At 65.0% G+C, this 18,338-nt stretch carries 12 protein-coding genes and 1 riboswitch; of the genes, 3 read left to right on the forward strand and 9 right to left on the reverse strand.

Annotated elements, in window-relative coordinates; all coding sequences use genetic code 11:
• The first annotated feature begins 61 nt into the window (after nt 1-61).
• Nucleotides 62-3,205 carry a hypothetical protein gene (locus ACXYMN_RS08530; protein WP_459013146.1) on the forward strand — a complete coding sequence of 1,048 codons (3,144 nt, stop codon included), beginning with the start codon at nt 62-64 and terminating at the stop codon, nt 3,203-3,205.
• Between the two features lie 95 nt (nt 3,206-3,300).
• Here ACXYMN_RS08530 and fsa read toward each other — a convergent pair whose 3' ends face one another.
• Nucleotides 3,301-3,954 (reverse strand): fructose-6-phosphate aldolase, encoded by a 654-nt coding sequence (fsa, locus tag ACXYMN_RS08535; protein WP_459013147.1) that lies wholly within the window; start codon nt 3,952-3,954, stop codon nt 3,301-3,303.
• A gap of 75 nt (nt 3,955-4,029) precedes the next feature.
• On the opposite strand from fsa, the gene ACXYMN_RS08540 reads away from it, so the two are divergent.
• A complete protein-coding gene (locus ACXYMN_RS08540; RefSeq protein ID WP_459013149.1) occupies nt 4,030-6,231 on the forward strand; it encodes a primosomal protein N' in 2,202 nt (733 codons plus the stop codon).
• Between the two features lie 9 nt (nt 6,232-6,240).
• Here ACXYMN_RS08540 and ACXYMN_RS08545 read toward each other — a convergent pair whose 3' ends face one another.
• The 7 genes from ACXYMN_RS08545 to metZ form a co-directional block, all read right to left on the reverse strand.
• Nucleotides 6,241-6,855, reverse strand: a complete 615-nt coding sequence (locus tag ACXYMN_RS08545) for an ABC-type transport auxiliary lipoprotein family protein (protein ID WP_459013150.1) — start codon at nt 6,853-6,855, stop codon at nt 6,241-6,243.
• Between the two features lie 8 nt (nt 6,856-6,863).
• The gene (locus tag ACXYMN_RS08550; protein WP_459013151.1) at nt 6,864-8,603 is read right to left on the reverse strand and encodes an MlaD family protein; all 1,740 of its coding nucleotides are present in this window, start codon (nt 8,601-8,603) and stop codon (nt 6,864-6,866) included.
• A gap of 9 nt (nt 8,604-8,612) precedes the next feature.
• Nucleotides 8,613-9,410, reverse strand: a complete 798-nt coding sequence (locus ACXYMN_RS08555; protein ID WP_459013152.1) for an ABC transporter ATP-binding protein — start codon at nt 9,408-9,410, stop codon at nt 8,613-8,615.
• Complete coding sequence (locus ACXYMN_RS08560) at nt 9,407-10,534, reverse strand: ABC transporter permease (protein WP_459013153.1); 1,128 nt, start codon at nt 10,532-10,534, stop codon at nt 9,407-9,409. Before ACXYMN_RS08560 ends, ACXYMN_RS08555 begins: the two co-directional genes overlap by 4 nt.
• 40 nt (nt 10,535-10,574) lie before the next feature.
• Entirely contained in the window at nt 10,575-12,023 is a 1,449-nt protein-coding gene (locus tag ACXYMN_RS08565) for a TrkH family potassium uptake protein (protein WP_459013154.1), read from the reverse strand.
• A 415-nt stretch (nt 12,024-12,438) separates the two neighbouring features.
• Entirely contained in the window at nt 12,439-13,533 is a 1,095-nt protein-coding gene (gene folE2 / locus ACXYMN_RS08570) for a GTP cyclohydrolase FolE2 (protein ID WP_459013155.1), read from the reverse strand.
• Nucleotides 13,534-13,668: 135 nt separating this feature from the next.
• Complete coding sequence (metZ, locus tag ACXYMN_RS08575) at nt 13,669-14,847, reverse strand: O-succinylhomoserine sulfhydrylase (RefSeq protein ID WP_459013156.1); 1,179 nt, start codon at nt 14,845-14,847, stop codon at nt 13,669-13,671.
• Between the two features lie 77 nt (nt 14,848-14,924).
• Nucleotides 14,925-15,003, reverse strand: a riboswitch (SAM riboswitch).
• 102 nt (nt 15,004-15,105) lie between these two features.
• Between metZ and ACXYMN_RS08580 the strand changes: the two genes are divergently transcribed.
• Complete coding sequence (locus ACXYMN_RS08580; protein WP_459013157.1) at nt 15,106-15,795, forward strand: hypothetical protein; 690 nt, start codon at nt 15,106-15,108, stop codon at nt 15,793-15,795.
• A 9-nt stretch (nt 15,796-15,804) separates the two neighbouring features.
• Here the strand turns inward: ACXYMN_RS08580 and ACXYMN_RS08585 are convergent, their stop codons facing one another.
• Nucleotides 15,805-18,192, reverse strand: coding sequence for an ATP-dependent helicase (locus ACXYMN_RS08585; RefSeq protein ID WP_459013158.1), 2,388 nt, complete (start codon nt 18,190-18,192; stop codon nt 15,805-15,807).
• Between the last annotated feature and the right edge of the window lie 146 nt (nt 18,193-18,338).

Consider the following 18,338-nt stretch of genomic DNA (forward strand, 5'->3'; position numbering starts at 1 on the left):
AGCTTTGGTCCCTGTCCAGATGCTAAACAGTTTGTTGCGTATAGACTGAAAGTGAGCAGACATGGTGAGTTCAAGCAAGATCCTAACGGTCTCTTATGGGACCTTCTCCTGCACACTCGAAGGATTCGACGAGTCGTTCGATACGATGAAGGCGATTGCGGAGTATTTTCGCGATCTGGCGCAGGACGATCGATACTTCGGCGCAGAGCCGCCGACCCCGGACGCCGAAATGCTGGCCCGGATCGCCGAGCGCGAAATCTCTCGTCGGGTGGAAGCCCGGTTCGAGGAAAACGGCGCGGTCGTCTTGCGTGCCCGCCTGGGCAAGGACAGCGACGACTCTGATCGGGAAATTACGCAAAACAACCTGACCGCGATGCCGACCCCGACTGTCAGCGACGCACAACCGGACGATACGAAAGTTGCGCCAGGTGAAGACGCCATTGCAGCGGCAGTCGATAACCGAGTGGCCGAAGAGACGTCGCACGACGCCGCCGCGCAGCCTGTGCAGGACACGCCGCGGGCCACGATGGCCGATGTCACCGACATCGCGACCGCGCAGCAGGGCGACGCCGTCGCCGATACACCGATTTCCGCAAAGCCCGCCGAGCCCCTCGCCGATGCGATTGCAACGGATTCGCTCGACGCACCGGATGCACCGGTCGAAAAAGCTGCGGAAAACGTCGGGCTTGCCCCGAACCCCGAAGATGACACGGACGCGACTTACCCGGCGTTCACCGCCGCACCCGACAGCAGCGTCGCCGCAAAGCTGGCGCGGATTCGCGCCGTGGTCTCGTCGCAGCGCGGCAGCGCCACAACCGCGCCTACCGCACCGCTGCTGACCAACGGCTTCAGCGAAGACGAGCATGCCGATGACATGCTCGGCGCCACCGGTGATCTGACCGAGGCCAACGGAACCGAAGCGGTCGATGGTGAAGAACCGCAAGACCAGGTCGCTAGCGAGCCGGTGGATGCAAGCACGGACGCAAAAGAAGCGGCCCCCGTCGCAGAGGATGCGACCCCCGAGCGGTCCGCAGACCTGACCCCAGACGAGACAGCGGCAACCGATATCGACGCGCGGCAAGCCGACGCGCCGCAAGCCGACGCACCTGTCGCCACGTCCGACGCTGTGGACACAGCCGACGCGGCAGACGCGGCAGACGATGACACCCAGGAAGAAGACGACCCCTTCGATGCCGCCGCGCTTGCCGCGGCCATGCGGGCCGCGCTCCTGACCGATGACGCACCCGAACATGACCCCGCCCCCACAGTGGAAGAGGTCTCCGAGGCCGTCGGGACCGACACGCAGGAGGCCGACGACGCCCCAGCGGACGCGAAAATCGAAATGGAGGATTCGGCGCTGGGTGACACCATCGCCGGGATGCTTGCCGAAAGCGCCGCGGATGCCGACGCCCGGCGTGCCGCAGAACCAAAGGCCGAGCTTGCCGTCGCGGCTGTGCCGGCAGAGGCAGCGGAGGAAGAACCCGAAGTTACGGCACAGCACGAGCTCGAGGTCGCCGCCGAGGAAGATCTCGCGCCGGATGCCGAGGCCGACACGCGCGATGCCGAAGATGTCGCGACGGATGACGAAGAGATGCCGACCACCGCCGCGATCGCGACGGACGATGCCGAAAGCGACGACGCGACAAGTGCCGATGCCGTCATCACGGATACGGCGGACCTGCCGCAACGCCCGGAGACGGACGCGACCGAGGCCGACGCCGAGGCCGCGGCGGTGTCCGATGCGCCTGCCAAGTCCCAGCTGAGAATCATGAAGGTCAAGCGCGCCGACTTCGACCGTGCCCTGTCCGAAGGCACGCTTGAGCCGGTCGAGGACGATGCCAGCGCGGCGGCCGACCTGCATGCGGCGCCAAGCGGCGCGCGCGCCGACAGCAGCCTGTCAGACGAGGAAGAGGCAGACCTCGCCCGTGAACTGGCCGCCTTCGAGGCCGAGGAACTGGCCGGAGACAATGCCGGATCCGATGGATCGGTCGGGCTCGATGATCTCGACGACCTCGATGATTTCGACGAATTGGACGATGAGGAGGTCGCGGAACAGACCGCAGAGGCATCCTCTGGCGCGGCACCGTTCAAGTTGACCGCCGCCCATGCCGCCCCGACGAGCCCGACCGCCGGGACTGCAGAGACCGATTTCGACGATGATTTCGAGGATGACCTCGACGCCAATACCGACATCGCGGACGACGCGGCCACCGATGAACTGCAGCCCGCCGAAAAACTGCGCCGCACCGACACGGTGCAGGCGGACGTTACGGACGATCTCGACCTCGAGGATGCCTTTGCCAGCGAGCTGGACGAGGCCTTCGCCGATGATGAGGCCACTGACCTGCGCGCCACCGCCCAGGCCATGGAAGCCGAGATCGGCGCGGAAGAACTGACCGACGAGGACACATCGGAACCGGAGGCCGAGACCAAGGATCAGGTTGCCGCCATCCGCGCCGCCGCCGATGGGGCGCGCAGGGCCGTCAAGATGTCATCCCCGGCGCGCGCCATGCTGACCGAAAGCCCGATCGAGGATGGCGACCGCGCGGTGAACCGCCTGCTCGACGAAACCGACCGCGAGATGAACGAACCGGAATCCAAGGGCCGCCGTTCCGCGATCCAGCATCTGCGTGCCGCAGTTGCGGCAACCCGCGCGGACCGCCTTCTGGGCCGCAAGGCCGACGAAAGCGAAAAGACCGAGCCTTACCGCGAGGATCTTGCCAACGTCGTCCGCCCGCGCCGCCCGGCGACCCGCACCGAGACCGATCGGTCCGAGCGCCCCGCGCCGGTGCGCCCCGCCCCGCTGAAGCTTGTCGCCGAGCAGCGGGTAGATGCCGCCGCCCCGGAACGCCGCCCGGTCCAGCCGCGCCGCGTCGCGCTGGTCGAGGAGGCGACGCAAGGCAAAACGCCATCCGATGCCGAGAGCTTTGCAGAATACGCCGCAAAGGTCGGTGCCCGCGAACTGGGCGACCTGCTCGAGGCGGCAGCGGCCTACATGGCCTATGTCGAAGGCCGCCCCGAGTTCTCGCGCCCGCAGCTGATGACCAAACTTCGCGAGGCCGAGGATTCCGAAAGCAGCCGCGAGGATCGGCTGCGCATCTTCGGCAAGCTGCTGCGGGAGGGCAAGATTGCAAAGCTCGACGGCGGGCGCTTTGCCGCATCGCAGGAGATCGGGTTCCAGCCCCCGAAGCGCGCCGCGGGCTGATTGCCGCGCGATCCCAACGGAAAACGGCGCCCCGATCACGGGCGCCGTTTCGCGTTTTCAGAGGGTCTGCAGGCGTATTTGGAAAATGGAAAGGATCAGAGAATCTTGATCCCGGCCTTTTTCGAATCAGCCACGAACTGGTCCAGCCCCTTGTCCGTAAGAAGGTGATTTGCCATCGCCTTGATCACGCCCGGCGGGGCGGTCGCCACATCCGCGCCGATCTTGGCGCATTCGGACATGTGGTTGGCGGATCGGATCGACGCGGCCAGCACCTGGGTCTCGAAGCCGTAATTGTCGTAGATCTGGCGAATATCCGCGATCAGGTCGAGCCCGTCCTGGTTCAGGTCGTCGAGGCGCCCGATGAAGGGCGAGATGAAGGTCGCCCCGGCCTTGGCCGCCAGAAGCGCCTGGTTGGGCGAGAAGCAGAGCGTGACATTGACCATCCGGCCCTCGTCCGTCAGCGTCTTGCAGGCCTTGAGCCCGGCCCAGGTCAGCGGCACCTTTACGGCGATGTTTTCAGCGATTTCGGCCAGTTTGCGGCCTTCCGCGATCATGTCGTCGGCCTCGAGCGCGACCACCTCGGCCGAGACCGGGCCCGAGACCATGCCGCAGATCTCTTTGGTGACCTCGAGGATGTCGCGTCCTGATTTCATGATGATCGAGGGGTTGGTGGTGACCCCGTCGACCATGCCGAGGTCGTTCAGTTCGCGGATCGCGTCGATATCTGCAGTGTCGACGAAGAATTTCATGTGGCGCTCCTCCCGGATGGCTTGGCGTTCCCTGTCGGAGTCTTTACCCCAGACGCGATCAAGGCAAAACCTCGGATGTTGACGGACACACCCTCATTCTTCGCAGAAGGCGACCGGATCGCCGTGCTGACGACGCAACCTCTGGGCGGCGCGCTGGATTATCGTGCGCCCGAGGGCGGTGTCATGCTGGGCGCATTCGTCGAGGTTCCGCTTGGGCCGCGGCGCGTGATGGGCGTGGTCTGGGGGCCCGGAGACGGCCAATTCGACGCGGCGAGGCTGCGCTCTGTCGGCGCGGTCCTCGATATCCCGCCGATGCGCGACGAAATGCGTGCGTTCCTGACCCGGGCGGGCGGCTACACGCTGACGCCGCTGCCGCAGATGCTGCGGCTTGCGACCCGCGCGCCGGGACTGGGCCAGCCGCCGTCGAAGCGCAAGGTCTACCGGCAGGGCACCGGACGGCCCGAGCTCGCGACCGCGGCGCGGGACCGGGTGATGGCCGCCCTGTCCGAGATGGGCGGCCTGGCGCTGACCCTGTCGGAGCTGTCGCAGATGGCAGGCGTCACGTCGTCAGTGGTCAAGGGACTTGTCAAGCAAGGCGTGGTTCTGGAAGAGGAAAGCCCCCGGGACACGCCTTTCCCGCGACTTGACCCGACGCTGCCGGGCAAGCCCCTGGCGAAAGATCAGGGCGCCGCCGCCGAGGCGCTGTGCGCGGGCATCGCATGTGGCGGCTATGGTACAACGCTTCTGAAGGGTGTGACCGGGTCGGGCAAGACCGAGGTGTATCTCGAGGCGGTCGCCGCGTGCTTGCGCGCCGGTCGGCAGGCGCTGGTGCTCTTGCCCGAGATCGCCTTGTCGGCGGAGTTTCTGACCCGCGTCGAGGCCCGGTTTGGCGCGCGCCCCGCCGAATGGCATTCCGGCGTCACCCAGACCGAGCGCCGCCGCGTCTGGCACATGGTGGCGCAGAACGGCGCGCAGCTTGTGGTGGGGGCGCGGTCGTCACTGTTCCTGCCGTTCCAGGATCTGGGTCTGATCGTCGTCGATGAGGAACACGATACCGCCTACAAGCAGGAGGAGGGCGCGCTTTACAATGCCCGCGACATGGCGGTGTTGCGCGCGTCGATCAACGCGGCAAGGGTGGTGCTGGCCTCGGCCACGCCGTCGCTGGAAAGCTGGGCCAATGCCGAGGCCGGCAAATACGAGCGCCTGACGCTGAGCGCGCGCTTCGGCACCGCGGCGCTGCCGGACATGAAGAGCCTCGACATGCGCGGCGAGGATCTGCCGTCGGACCGGTGGATTTCCGAGACGCTGGCGCAGGCGGTCGGCAGCCGCATCGAGAAGGGCGAACAGGCGCTGCTGTTTCTCAACCGGCGTGGCTATGCGCCGGTGACCATCTGCCGGGCCTGCGGGCACCAGATCGGCTGCAAGCATTGCGACGCGCGCATGGTCGAGCACCGCTTTCTCAAGCGCCTGGTCTGCCACCAGTGCGGCGAGACCGAGCCAAAGCCCGAGGTCTGCCCGTCCTGCGCGGTCGAGGGCAAGCTGGCCGCAGTCGGCCCCGGTGTCGAACGGCTGGCCGAAGAGGCCCGCGCGCGGTTTCCCGAGGCGCGCGTCGCGGTGCTGTCGTCGGACATGTACACCACCGCGCGGCAGCTCAAGGCGGAAATCGCGGGCATCGCGGCGGGGGCGGCGGACATCATCGTCGGCACGCAGCTTGTCGCCAAGGGGCACAATTTTCCGCTGCTGACGCTGGTCGGCGTGATCGACGCGGACCTGGGCCTGCAGGGCTCGGACCTGCGCGCCGCCGAGCGGACGTTTCAGCTGATGCGGCAGGTGGCGGGCCGCGCCGGTCGGGCGGAAAAGCCGGGCGTTGCGATGTTGCAGACCTATCAACCCGAGCATCCGGTGATCCGCGCGATCCTGTCAGGGGACGAGGAAGGCTTCTGGCGCGCCGAGGCACGCGAACGGGAAGCGGCGGGCGTGCCGCCTTACGGGCGCATGGCCGGGATCATCCTGTCGTCAGAGGACGTGCAGAAGGTATTCGATCTGGGCAATGCGCTGGCGCGGCAGTCGCAGATGCTGCGCGCGGTGGGGGCCGAGGTCTATGGCCCGGCCCCGGCGCCGGTCGCCAAGGTGCGCGGGCGGCACCGGGTGCGGCTGCTGGTGAAGGCGCCGAAGGGCACGGCCCTGCAACCCGCGCTTGCGGACTGGGTCGGGCAGTTCCGGCTCAAAGGGGATCTGCGCGTCTCGATCGATATCGACCCGCAAAGCTTCTTCTGATCCGCCCCGTCAGCGCAGCCCGGTCACCACCCAATCGGCGAAGTCCCGCATCAGCGCGTCCGAGGCCTGGTCGAAGGCGGCGATGATCGCGGCATTGTCGCGCGAGGCCGATCGCGCCTCTGCGGTGAAGGTGCGGCTGGCCAGGATCGATATATCCTTTTCGCGCACCAGTTGCACCGCGATGCGCAGGGTGACGATGGCGGCGTCGGCCTCGGGCAGGTCGCGGGCCTGGAAGTCGATGATGTCGGTGACGATGGCGATGTCGCCCGACAGGCCAAGCGGTTCGCGCCCCACATAGGCTAGCCCGTCGGTCGCCTGCAACGACCGCAGAAGCAGCGATTGCACCATCACCGGCACCTCTTCGCCCCAGCGCGCGTCGGGCAGGTATTGCGCCTGCAATTCCGACGGCCGGATCATGATCCGGTCGGTCAGCAGCGCCCCGGTCGTCGTCGGTTCCTCGACGGTGACGTTGTAGTTGCGCTGGCGCGGGGCCTTGGCGATGTCGTCGGGCGCGCGCAGTTCGTACACATCAAGCACGCTGGTCGCGTCCGACAGCGCCGACAGCGCCGAGCAGCCGGGCAGGACAAGCAGGGCAAGAACGGGCAACAGGCGGATCAGGGGCATGGCAGGTCTCATCTTCGGAATTCCGGCGTGTTGCGGTCAAGCAGAAGCCGCGTGGGATCGCGGGCAAGCTGCCGCGTCAACTGGTCGAGATTCTGGATCAGGCGACGCGTCTCGGAGGCAAGGGCGGAGTATTGCGGCAACCCGTCGCGGGCGAAGGTCGCGACCGGCGTGCCGGTTGCCACCACGACGCGCTGCAACTCCACGAAGGTGGCCTGGGCCGCCGATGCCGCTTCGCGCAGGTCCTGGCTAAGCGCGGGGATGTCTTCCGACACCTCGCCGACGGCGGTGTCGAAACTGGTGATGGCGCTGCGCAGATCGGCGGTGATGGCGGCCACTTCGGAGTTGATCACCCGGTCCGCGCCGTCGAAGGCCCGCTCTGCCGCGAGCAGCGTCCGGTTGCCGGTCACAAGCGCCTCGTTTACCGCCTCAAGCGTGCCATTCGCGGTCTCGAAGGTGGTTGTCGCGGCGACCAGCGCCGCCTCTGCCTCGTCGGTCAGGCCGACGACCTTGCCCGACGCGTCGGTCACGTTCGCGCCCACGTCCTCGATCACGCGGCGCGTCGTTGCCGAGGCCGCGCGCACATCCTCGAGCACAATGGGCAAATCGTTGCGCGCCGCCTCGGCGATAATTGCGACCACCTCGGCGGTGTCGGCGGCCACGATCCGCATCTCGTCGATCAGCCACTGGCCGTCTTCCTCGAACAGCAGGTCGATATTCTCGGAGGTTTCGTAGATGGAATCCGACGCCTCCTCGAAGCTTTCGATCAGCGCTGAGGTTTCGGCGATCAGCGGACCGGCCTCCTCGAAGCGCTGCTGCGCCACGCCGCCCGCGTCCGTCAGTGCCGTCAGCGTGACCGACGCTTCCTCGGTCAGCACCAGCAATTCGCGCCTGAGATCGGCAATCGCCCCCTGCAACTCGATGCTGAGCGCGGGCAGGTCGTTCGACAGGAACCCCTGCGCGCTGTCGATGGTCCGGGTCGTCGCATCCAGCGTCCCCTGGCCGCGTTGCAACAGCGACTGACCGTCCTGGGCCAGTTCATTGATCGAGATCAGCGTCGTGTCGGCGGTTCCCAGCACCACCGACAGATCGTCAGACAGGGTCTCGAGCGTGGTATTGAACCGGTCGATCTGGGACGAAAAGTTCGAGATCTCGGACGTCACGGCCGAAAAGTCCTGCAGTACGGTGGAAAAGCTCTCGGAGGCTTCGGCCACATTCCCCAGGATCGCATCCACCCGGTCCCGGTTCTCGTCGCTCATCAGGGAGTTGAGGTCCTGCACCACTCCCAGCGCCTCTGCCAGCAGTTCCGGCGCGTCCTCGCTCAGCGATTGCAGCACCGACCGGCCCGCCGGAATGACCGGAACGTTGTCTTCCGACACGTAGACGAGCAGCGGCGCATCGGGGGTGCCGGCGCTGATTCCGACATAGGACACGCCGGTCACACCCTGGCTTTCGATGGTCGCTTCCGAATTTATCCGCACCGGCGTCTCGGCGTCGATCTCGAGCCGCACCTGCACCGTGCCATCGCGTTCCGGCGACAGGCCGATATTGACGACCTGCCCCACCGGGAAGCCCGCAAAGCGCACGTCCGACGCGTTCGACAACCCCGAGACAGAGCTGAATTTCACGTCATAATACGCATACCGATTGTCCAGCTCGACCCCGGCGAACCACAGGAAAAACCCCAGGATTCCGACGAACCCGGCCACGGTGAAGGCACCGATGATGATGAAGTTGGCGCGTGTTTCCATCCCGTCGCCCTACGCCTCGTCGTGGGCGGCAATCGCCGCCCGGGCGCGCGGCCCGTGGAAGTAGTCGTGCACCCAAGGATGATCCACCTGGCCCATCTCCTCAATCGTTCCGCTCACCAGAACGCGTTGTTCGGCCAGCACCGCGACCCGGTCGCAGACTGCATACAGCGTGTCGAGATCGTGGGTAACCAGAAACACCGTTAGACCCAGTGACCGGCTAAGTCCATGGATCAGCCGGTCAAATGCCGCCGCCCCGATCGGGTCGAGCCCGGCGGTCGGCTCGTCGAGGAAGACGATATCGGGATCGAGGGCCAACGCGCGGGCCAGACCGGCGCGCTTGCGCATGCCGCCCGACAACTCGGACGGGTACTTGTCGCCCGCCGACCAGGACAGCCCCACCATCGAGATCTTCAGATCGGCCAGCGCGCTGCGCGTCGCGGGATCGAGGTTTGGCACGTGTTTCAGCGGCACTTCCACGTTTTCGCGCACGGTCAGCGACGAGAACAGCGCGCCGTCCTGGAACATCACGCCCCACCGGTCGCTGACCTTGTCGAAGGCTTCATCGCCGCCCCGGGTCAGATCGACGCCCAGCACCTCGATCTCGCCCTTCTGGGGCACCTGCAGCCCGACGATGGTCTTGAGCAGCACCGACTTGCCCGTGCCCGAACCGCCGACGACGCCCAGAATCTCGCCGCGATAGACATCGAGATCGAGGTCGTGATGCACCACCTGCCGTCCGAACTGGTTGTGTATGCCGCGCAGGCGGATCACCACGTTGTCGTCGCCGTCGCGCCGCGCATCGGTCATAGCCCGATCTCCGCGAAGAAGACCGAAAAGACCGCATCCGCCACGATGACCGCGAAGATCGCCTGCACCACCGCGCTCGAGGTCTGCCGCCCGAGGCTTTCAGCGTTCGAGCCGACCTGCATGCCCGCGTTGCAGCCCACCACGCCGATGATGACCGCGAAGACCGGCGCTTTCACCAGACCGACGAAGACGTTGGAGACGTCCGTGCCCTCGATCAGCCGGGTCAGGAAGATCCCCGGCGAAATGTCGAGCACCAGATAGGACATGATGCCGCCGCCCAAGAGGCCCATCACGTTCGACACCAGCCCGAGGATCGGCAGCATCAGGATCAGCGCCAGGATGCGCGGCACGAACAGCGCCAGTGCCGGGTCGATGCCCAGCGTGCGCATCGCGTCGATCTCTTCGCGCATCTTCATCGACCCGATGGCGGCGGTGAAGGCCGACGCGGTGCGCCCGGCGACGATGATCGAGGTCAGCAGGATGCCCAGTTCGCGCAGGATCGAGATCGCGATCAGGTCGACGACGAAGACCTCTGCGCCGAATTGCCGCAACTGGGTCGCGCCCTGGAAGGCCAGCACAACCCCGATGAGAAACGACAGCAGGCTGACGATGGGCACCGCGCGCAGGCCCACGTCCTCGCAATGGGCGACCAGCGCGGTAAAGCGAAACTCGCTTGGACGCCGCAGGGTGAAGCCCAGCCGCGTCAGGAACATCCCCAGCATGTTCAGAAAGACGCCGCCCCGCTTGGCCGAACGAACCACCGCCTCGCCGACCAGTGCGACCCGGTCGACCAGCGACTTGGGTCCGCCATCGAGATCCGGATCGGGCACCGGCATGGCCTCGGCGACGCGGTCCAGCAGCGTGGCCAGATGGGGTGCGGCAGCGTCATAGCGCAGATCGTGCCCGGCCGCGCCGAGCCGCAGCCGCAGCCGGTCCAGCGCCCAGGCCCCGGCGGTATCGAGGTGCTGCAGGTCCTGCATCTCGACCACGACCGGCCGGTCGGCGGGAATCGCCGTCAGTTTCGATCCGTAGCGCGGCAACTGGCGCACGCTAAACGTCCCCGACAGCCGCAGGATATGCTGCTCGGGCGTGGTCTCGACAGCAAGGGTCAGGGCTTCGGTCATGGGTGCCGCCACTCTTGTCGTTTTTCCGCCCGACGCAAGGTCAGGCCCGCCAGAAGCGGACTGTGAACAGCACAAACACCGCCATCAATTCCAACCGCCCCATCAGCATCGCGAGGATCAGCAGCCATTTCGCCATATCGTTGAGCGGCGCGAAATTGCCCGTGGGCCCGATGATCGGCCCCAGCCCGGGCCCGATATTGGCCAGCGCCGTCGCGGCCCCCGACACCGAGGTGATGAAATCGAGCCCGGTCATCCCCAGCGCCACCGCAAAAAGCCCCAGCGTGACGATGAAGAACAGAAAGAACGTCATCACCGACGACAACACATCCTCGCCCAGCGGGCGCCCCTCGAAGCGCGGGGTGAAGATGCCGTGCGGCGCACGGATGCGGCGTAGCTGCGAGCGCACCGACACGAACATCAATTGCCAGCGAAACACCTTGATCGAACAGGCGGTCGAGCCCGCGCACCCCCCGATCAGGCCGATAAAGAAGAACAGCGCGACAAAGAACGGCCCCCAGAGCATGTAATCGACCGAGGCATAGCCGGTGCCCGTCATGATCGAGACGATGTTGAACAGCGCCTCGCGGGCGGCGCGGTCGGGCGCGTAGGGAAACAGGCTCGACAGCACGAAGACCGTCACCACCGATATCAACGCGATGATTATCAGGAACGCCCGGATCTGGCTGTCGCGCAGGATCGCGCCCTGGTTGCCGTTGAGAAACTGCACGTAGCGCACGAAGGGCAGCGCCGCGAGGATCATGAAGATCGACGCGACATATTCCGCCGGTCCGGTGAAGGTCGCGAAAGAGGCGTCGTAATTCGCAAAGCCCCCCGTGGCGACGGTGGTCAGCGCATGCACAGTGGCGTCGAACACATTCATGCCGGTGCCAAGGTAGGCCAGCGCGCAGGCCATGGTGATGGTGATATAGATCGACGAGATCGAGGACGCGATCTCGGCGGCGCGGGGCAGCACCTTTCCCATGGTGTCGAAGCCCTCCGAGCGGAAGATCTGCATGCCGCCGACGCGCAACTCGGGCAAGAACACCATCGCCACGACGATGATGCCGATCCCGCCCAGCCATTGCAGCAATCCGCGCCACAGCAGGATCCCCTTGGGCATGCCGTCGAGCCCGGCGAACACCGTCGACCCGGTGGTCGTCAGCCCGGACATCGCCTCGAAATAGGCATCGACCAGCCGCGCATCGGTCGCCCCCAGAACGAAGGGAATCGCGCCGAACAACGGCAACACGGCCCAGACCGCTGTGGTCATCAGGAAGGTCTGCTGCAGCGACAGCCGGTCCTTGACCGCGTTCTGCGTCGCCAGCGAAATCAGCCCGCCCGACAGCGTCGTGATGATCGCGCTCTCGGCGAAGACCGGCCACTGGCCGCGCCCCTCGGCAATATCGACAAGCATCGGCAAGACCATGGTCAGGCCGAGACACATCACAAGAAGGCCAATGACATAGGCCACGGGGCGCAGATCGAACATGAGGGCGAGCGTTGGACCGCGCCCGCGCCCAAGTCAAGCCACAGCACCGCCGCAGCGGGCTGCCGCCCCCCCTGCGCGCGCACCTCCGCCGCCGCGTCAGGCGATGCGACACGCGGCAAACGGCGCGGCCCGATCTTCACTGATCCGGAAAAATGCATGCGCAACGCATCCCCCCGCGCGGCAGAACGCTGTATCACGTCGCAATCCCCCCGCGCGGCGCCCGGGCACCCCGAACCCCCCGCCCGTTTCACCTTTCCGAAAAAACGCATGCCGAACCGATCCGGCAGCGCCGCGCCGGGGTGGCACGGGACGCCGCCACACCGGCCCGGCCCCCGCGCCGGGCCCTCGTTTCCCGCACCGCCATGACAAAAGGCCCCACCGGGTCGGTGAGGCCCCTGCCGCCGTCGACCCCGGCTCAGCCGGTGTGGAACAGCGTCGAGAACAGCTGCGGATCAAGGCTTTCCTGCGCAAAGAGATCGCCCTCGGTCAAGACCGACACCGCATCGTGGCTGTGCAGGCTTTCCTGGTGGCTGGCCAGCACGCGGTAATCGCCGATACGGGGCTCGTCCTGCAACCGCTGGGCAAACAGCCGCGCCGCGTCCTCGACGAAGATCGGGTTGGCGGCGTTCAACTCGGCGAAGGCCTGCTCGTCCTCGCGCTTGACCATCACCTGCGTTTCGGTCGGCACCGCCATGCGGCAGAGGTCGATGAGGTCCTCGAACCACAGCACGTCATCGCCCGCCAGTTCGACCGAGATGCGCGCGACCGACCGCTGCGAATGCGGCGTCGCCAGCACGCCGCGCTCGCGGCGGGCATGCTCGGACAGTTCCAGCGAACACGGACAGGTCGAGGAATAGACATAGTCGAGATGCATGATCTTGCGGCGCACGCCGTCGGTTTCGACCAGTTCCAGCGCAATATCGTAATACTGGAACCCCGACAGGCCGGACCGCAGGCTGGGAACCTTGACCGGAAAGCGCAGGCGCATGTTGATGCGCGCGTCAAAGCTTTCGAGGTCGGACTTGTAGTCATCCAGCGCGGCCTCGATCACCCCGAAGGAAAATGTCTTTTCGGCATGCTTGTAGAAGGACCGCATGATGCGGGACATGTTGATGCCCTTCTTGTCCGCATCGAGGCTGACCGTGCCGGTGACGCTGGTCTCGAGGGTGAGATCGCCGTTGTCGCGGGTGTGGTAGCTGATCGGCAGCCGGAAATTCGAAATCCCCACGTGCTGGATCGGCCGGTGCGCGCCCCGGATCAGCGAGGACGGTCCGTTCTGCAGATCGGGCAGCGTGTCCTTGTAGGCGGTATCGACACCGAACGTGGTGTCGTAGTCCCGCGCAAGCGCCGGATAGGCGCTGCCCCCTGCCAGCAGCGTCTGCACCGCGGGATCCAGCGCTTCGATCTCGTCCTCGTGGGCACGATCGGCCCAGTCCCGCAACAGGCTCAGGGCCGCTGCCGCTTCCGCGCGGCTGGGCTTGCGATCAAATTCAGGGTCATAGACGTTCATGTCAGTCTCTCCGCATCCTTGTGGATAGAGATAGGGTGCGCCGCTCCGCTTTCCCATGTCACAGGGTATTACGAAACCACGGCCAAGACAGATCAAATGTTTCCGCCCATGAAATCTTGGGCGCGCGGCGCGTGCTCACATGGCCGTGAGCGCGCGCTCGATATCGTCGATCAGATCGCCGGGATCCTCCAGCCCGACCGACAGCCGGATCAGACCGTCCGAAATGCCGAGCTGCGCCTTGATCTCGTCGCTCAGACGCTGGTGAGTGGTGGTGGCGGGATGGGTCGCGATGGTCTTGGCATCGCCGAGGTTGTTGGAGATCAGGATGATGTCGAGCGCATTCATGAAGCGAAACGCGGCCGACTTGCCGCCCTTGATCTCGAAGGCGATCATCGTGCCCCCGGCCCCCATCTGCCGCGCCGCAAGCGCGTGCTGGGGATGACTGTCGAGCCCCGGATACAACACGCGGGACAGATGTGCGTTGCCCGAAAGCGCGGTCGCGATCTCGGTCGCACTCGCGGTCTGGGCGCGCACCCGCAGGTCGATCGTCTCGAGCCCCTTGAGCAGCACCCAGGCGGTGAACGGGCTCATCGAGCCGCCGGTGTGCTTCATGTAGGGCTCGACCACCTTGCGGATATACGCCTTCGTGCCCAGAATCACGCCACCCAGCGTGCGCCCCTGCCCGTCCACATGCTTGGTCGCGGAATAGATCACCACATCCGCGCCCTGCGCCACCGCATCGGAATAGACCGGCGTCGAGAACACGTTGTCGACGACGACAGCTGCCCCCTTGGCATGGGCGATGGCGGCGACGGCTTCGATATCGACCAGCTCCAGCGTCGGGTTCGACATCGATTCGAAGAACACCGCCCTGGTGTCGTCGCGCACCGCGTCGCGCCACTGGTCCAGATCCGCCCCGTCGACCAACGTCACCTCGACCCCGAAGCGCGGCAGGATATCCTCGACGATATAGAGGCAGGACCCGAACAGCGCCCGCGCCGAGACGATGTGATCGCCCGCCTTCAGCATCGCCATCAGCGCGCCGTTCACCGCCGCCATGCCCGACGCGGTGGCAAACCCGTCCTCGGTGCCTTCAAGCAGCGCGATGCGCTCCTCGAACATGCGCACCGTCGGATTGCCGTAGCGGGCATAGATAAACTCGTCCTCGCCCGCGTCGATGAAGCGTTCTTCGGCGGCTTCGGCGGAGGGATAGACGAACCCCTGCGTCAGGAAGATCGCCTCGCTCAACTCGCCATACTGGCTGCGGCGCGTGCCGCCGTGAACAAGGTTGGTGCGTGTCTTGCGTGTGGACATCTCTCAAGCTCCGTCTCCGGTCCGTTTCGGACCACAAAAAACCCCCGTCGCGGTCAGGCGAAGGGGGCTCCTCGGAAGGGCACTCTCTGCTGACCTCTTTAGCGGCATGTTTAGCGTGGCCCGCAATCCGGTAAACAAATCGCCACGTGAGACGGTTAACTTGTAACCTAAATGGGGTCAAGCTACGCTCGCGCAGTATGATTGATGCCGCCGACCTCGACCGTTAAGCCTCACAGTAAGTCATATAAAGGTAATTAGATGGATGATACTATAGACAGCGTTCTCAAGAGGATCCACGAGTCAAACGAGGTTCCATACATTATTCCAAGAATTGTAATTGGTGCAGTTGCAGCGCTCATTATAGTCACAAATACCACAGAAAGTTTTAATCCGGCGAATATTGACTTTCAGCTTGGGCTCCTTTCCTTAATTGTTTTTACCGTAATATCTTGGTTCATCGGATATATAATTGATGCGATTTCGATTGCTTGGCTGAATTACCTATCGCCGCTCGATGGCGATATGACAATGGTATATTTCAAGTCTCTAGAGGGTTACCGTTACTTGTTAATTTCCAGTGCCGGATTTGGAGCCCTATTTATTCTCTTAATCGAGATGTTTACATATTTTACCCTACCTGCAATCGAACCGAATACATCTTTCGGTTTTGGGTTTTTTCTCTGGTGCTTTCTGGCAACTGTCACGCTTGTGACCAGCATCCTGTACCAAACCATCCGCTTTCGACGCTTCCGGGCAAGCATGGACAGAATCCTGGGACATGACGATCAATCCAAAGAGCTCAGAAAAAAGCAAATGGAAATATCCGACCTTCAAAATAGAATTAAAGAAATTGAGGAAAAATTGAACAGCCGCATCAGCAAAAGGGACATCGAAGCTAGCTTACTCTCAGCGCTACGCAACGCAAAGGAAGACGGGATTATCCGATAGTAAAAACCCTCAGAACGGCACGTCGTCGGCGGCGCAGATGAAGCGCGAGACGACCTTCTTGGTGCCCGCCTTGTCGAACGCCACTTCCAGCTTGTCGCCTTCGATCCCGGTGATCGCGCCGTAGCCGAATTTCTGGTGAAAGACCCGTTCGCCCATCACGTAGGACGACACCGCGTCGAGGTCGATCACCTGGTTGCGGCTTTCTCTGGGCTGGCTCAGCGGACGCTGCTGCGACCGTTCCTGAAGCCTGCGCCACCCGGGCGAGTTGTAGACATCGGCACGGCTGGCGCGGTCGTGCAGGTCGCTCTGGGCGCTGGCCATGATCTCGGGCGATGCCTGGGCCGCCATGCCCGCCGCCCCGTAGCCGCCGCCGTAAAGACCCGGCGGCGTCAGCACCTCGACATGCGCCTCGGGCAGCTCGTCGATGAAGCGCGACGGCATCTGACTTTGCCATTGTCCGAACACCCGGCGATTGCCCGCGAACGAAATCGTGCAGACTTCTTCGGCGCGGGTGATCCCGACATAGGCCAGGCGGCGCTCTTCCTCGAGCCCCTTGAGCCCCTGTTCGTCCATCGACCGCTGCGACGGGAACAGCCCGTCTTCCCAGCCCGGCAGGAACACCGCCGGAAACTCCAGCCCCTTGGCCGCGTGCAGCGTCATGATCGAGATCTTCGCGCCGCCATCGTCGCTTTCGTTGTCCATCACCAGGCTGACATGCTCGAGAAACCCCTGCAGGTTCTCGAAATTCTCCAGCGCCTTCACCAGTTCCTTGAGATTCTCGAGCCGCCCCGGCGCTTCCGGCGTCTTTTCGTTCTGCCACATGCCGGTATAGCCGGATTCGTCGAGGATGATCTCGGCCAGTTCCATGTGACTCAGATCGGCATCTCCCGCCATCCGGCCCCAGCGCGCCACATCCTCGACCAGCACCTTCAGCGCGGCCCCGCCCTTGCCCTTGACAGCACCGTCCTCGACCGCGATGCGCGCGCCGGTCAGCAGCGTCACGCCATTGGCCCGCGCGATCTGCTGGATGGTCTGCCGGGCCTTGTCGCCCAGACCGCGCTTGGGCGTGTTGACGATCCGCTCGAAGGCCAGATCGTCCTCGGCCGACACCACAAGCCGGAAATAGGCCATCGCATCGCGAATCTCGAGACGTTCGTAGAAACGCGGGCCGCCGATGACGCGGTAGGGCAGACCGATGGTCAGGAACCGATCCTCGAACGCGCGCATCTGGTGGCTGGCGCGCACCAGGATCGCCATCTCGTCGAGCGTGTAGGCGCGCATCCCGCGGGTGCCGCGCTGCATCGCCTCGACCTCGTCACCGACCCAGCGCGCCTCTTCGTCGCCGTCCCAATGACCGATCAGACGCAGCTTTTCGCCGTCCTCGGCCTCGGTCCACAACTCCTTGCCAAGGCGCCCCTTGTTGCCCGAGATCACGCCCGAGGCCGCAGCCAGGATATGCGGCGTCGAGCGGTAATTCTGCTCAAGCCGGACCACATGCGCGCCGGGGAAATCCTTTTCGAAACGCAGGATGTTGCCCACTTCCGCGCCGCGCCAGCCATAGATCGATTGGTCGTCATCGCCGACGCAGCAGATGTTGCGGTGCCCGCCCGCCAGAAGCCGCAGCCACAGGTACTGGGCGACGTTGGTGTCCTGGTACTCGTCCACGAGGATGTAGCAGAACCAGCGCTGGTACTGCGCCAGCACATCGGCATGGGTCTGGAAGATGGTGACCACGTGCAACAGCAAATCGCCGAAATCGACGGCATTCAACTCTTTGAGCCGCGCCTGGTATTCGCCGTAAAGCGCGGGCCCTTCATGGTTGAACGCGCCCGCATCGGCGGCGGGCACCTGGCCCGGGCCCAGCGCGCGGTTCTTCCAGCCATCGATGATCCCGGCCAGTTGCCGCGCAGGCCAGCGTTTCTCGTCGATGCCGCGCGCCACGATCAGCTGCTTCATCAGCCGCACCTGATCGTCGGTATCGAGAATGGTGAAGTTCGACTTCAGCCCCACAAGCTCCGCATGCCGCCGCAACAGCTTGACGCAGATCGAATGGAAGGTGCCAAGCCATGGCATCCCCTCGATCGCTTGGCCAAGCATGGATCCCACGCGGGTCTTCATCTCGCGCGCGGCCTTGTTGGTGAAGGTCACGGCGAGGATCTCGTTCGGGCGCGCCCGGCCCTGGTTCATCAGGTGTACGATTCGCGCGGTCAGGGCGCGGGTCTTGCCGGTGCCGGCCCCCGCCAGCATCAGCACCGGACCGTCCAGAGTTTCCACCGCCGCACGCTGCGCCGGGTTCAACCCGTCGAGGTAAGGCGCACCCCGCGCCTGCATCGCGCGCGATGCGAGACCCGGCGCTGCCGCCGCCTCGAACGCATCCATGTCATCGAAACCGCTCATGCAGGGCAAGATAGCGCCGATGCCACCCGAGATAAAGCCGCGTTCTTAAAATGTTCCCCAGCTTTCCACTGCATCTCTTCCTCACGATCGGACCTGAAATACACCGGGAGCGGGAGGGCAGCGCCCTCGCCCCGCCCGGTGATCGG

Source organism: Roseivivax sp. CAU 1753 (genome assembly GCF_054482575.1).

What these genes read in the sequence shown, in the direction of transcription:
- ACXYMN_RS08530 (WP_459013146.1), top strand. Translation starts at nt 62, where the DNA reads ATGGTGAGTTCAAGCAAGATCCTAACGGTCTCTTATGGGACCTTCTCC.
- ACXYMN_RS08580 (WP_459013157.1), top strand. Translation starts at nt 15,106, where the DNA reads ATGGATGATACTATAGACAGCGTTCTCAAGAGGATCCACGAGTCAAAC.
- fsa (WP_459013147.1), bottom strand. Translation starts at nt 3,954, where the DNA reads ATGAAATTCTTCGTCGACACTGCAGATATCGACGCGATCCGCGAACTG.
- folE2 (WP_459013155.1), bottom strand. Translation starts at nt 13,533, where the DNA reads ATGAACGTCTATGACCCTGAATTTGATCGCAAGCCCAGCCGCGCGGAA.
- ACXYMN_RS08560 (WP_459013153.1), bottom strand. Translation starts at nt 10,534, where the DNA reads ATGACCGAAGCCCTGACCCTTGCTGTCGAGACCACGCCCGAGCAGCAT.
- ACXYMN_RS08585 (WP_459013158.1), bottom strand. Translation starts at nt 18,192, where the DNA reads ATGAGCGGTTTCGATGACATGGATGCGTTCGAGGCGGCGGCAGCGCCG.
- ACXYMN_RS08565 (WP_459013154.1), bottom strand. Translation starts at nt 12,023, where the DNA reads ATGTTCGATCTGCGCCCCGTGGCCTATGTCATTGGCCTTCTTGTGATG.
- ACXYMN_RS08545 (WP_459013150.1), bottom strand. Translation starts at nt 6,855, where the DNA reads ATGCCCCTGATCCGCCTGTTGCCCGTTCTTGCCCTGCTTGTCCTGCCC.
- ACXYMN_RS08555 (WP_459013152.1), bottom strand. Translation starts at nt 9,410, where the DNA reads ATGACCGATGCGCGGCGCGACGGCGACGACAACGTGGTGATCCGCCTG.
- metZ (WP_459013156.1), bottom strand. Translation starts at nt 14,847, where the DNA reads ATGTCCACACGCAAGACACGCACCAACCTTGTTCACGGCGGCACGCGC.
- ACXYMN_RS08540 (WP_459013149.1), top strand. Translation starts at nt 4,030, where the DNA reads ATGTTGACGGACACACCCTCATTCTTCGCAGAAGGCGACCGGATCGCC.
- ACXYMN_RS08550 (WP_459013151.1), bottom strand. Translation starts at nt 8,603, where the DNA reads ATGGAAACACGCGCCAACTTCATCATCATCGGTGCCTTCACCGTGGCC.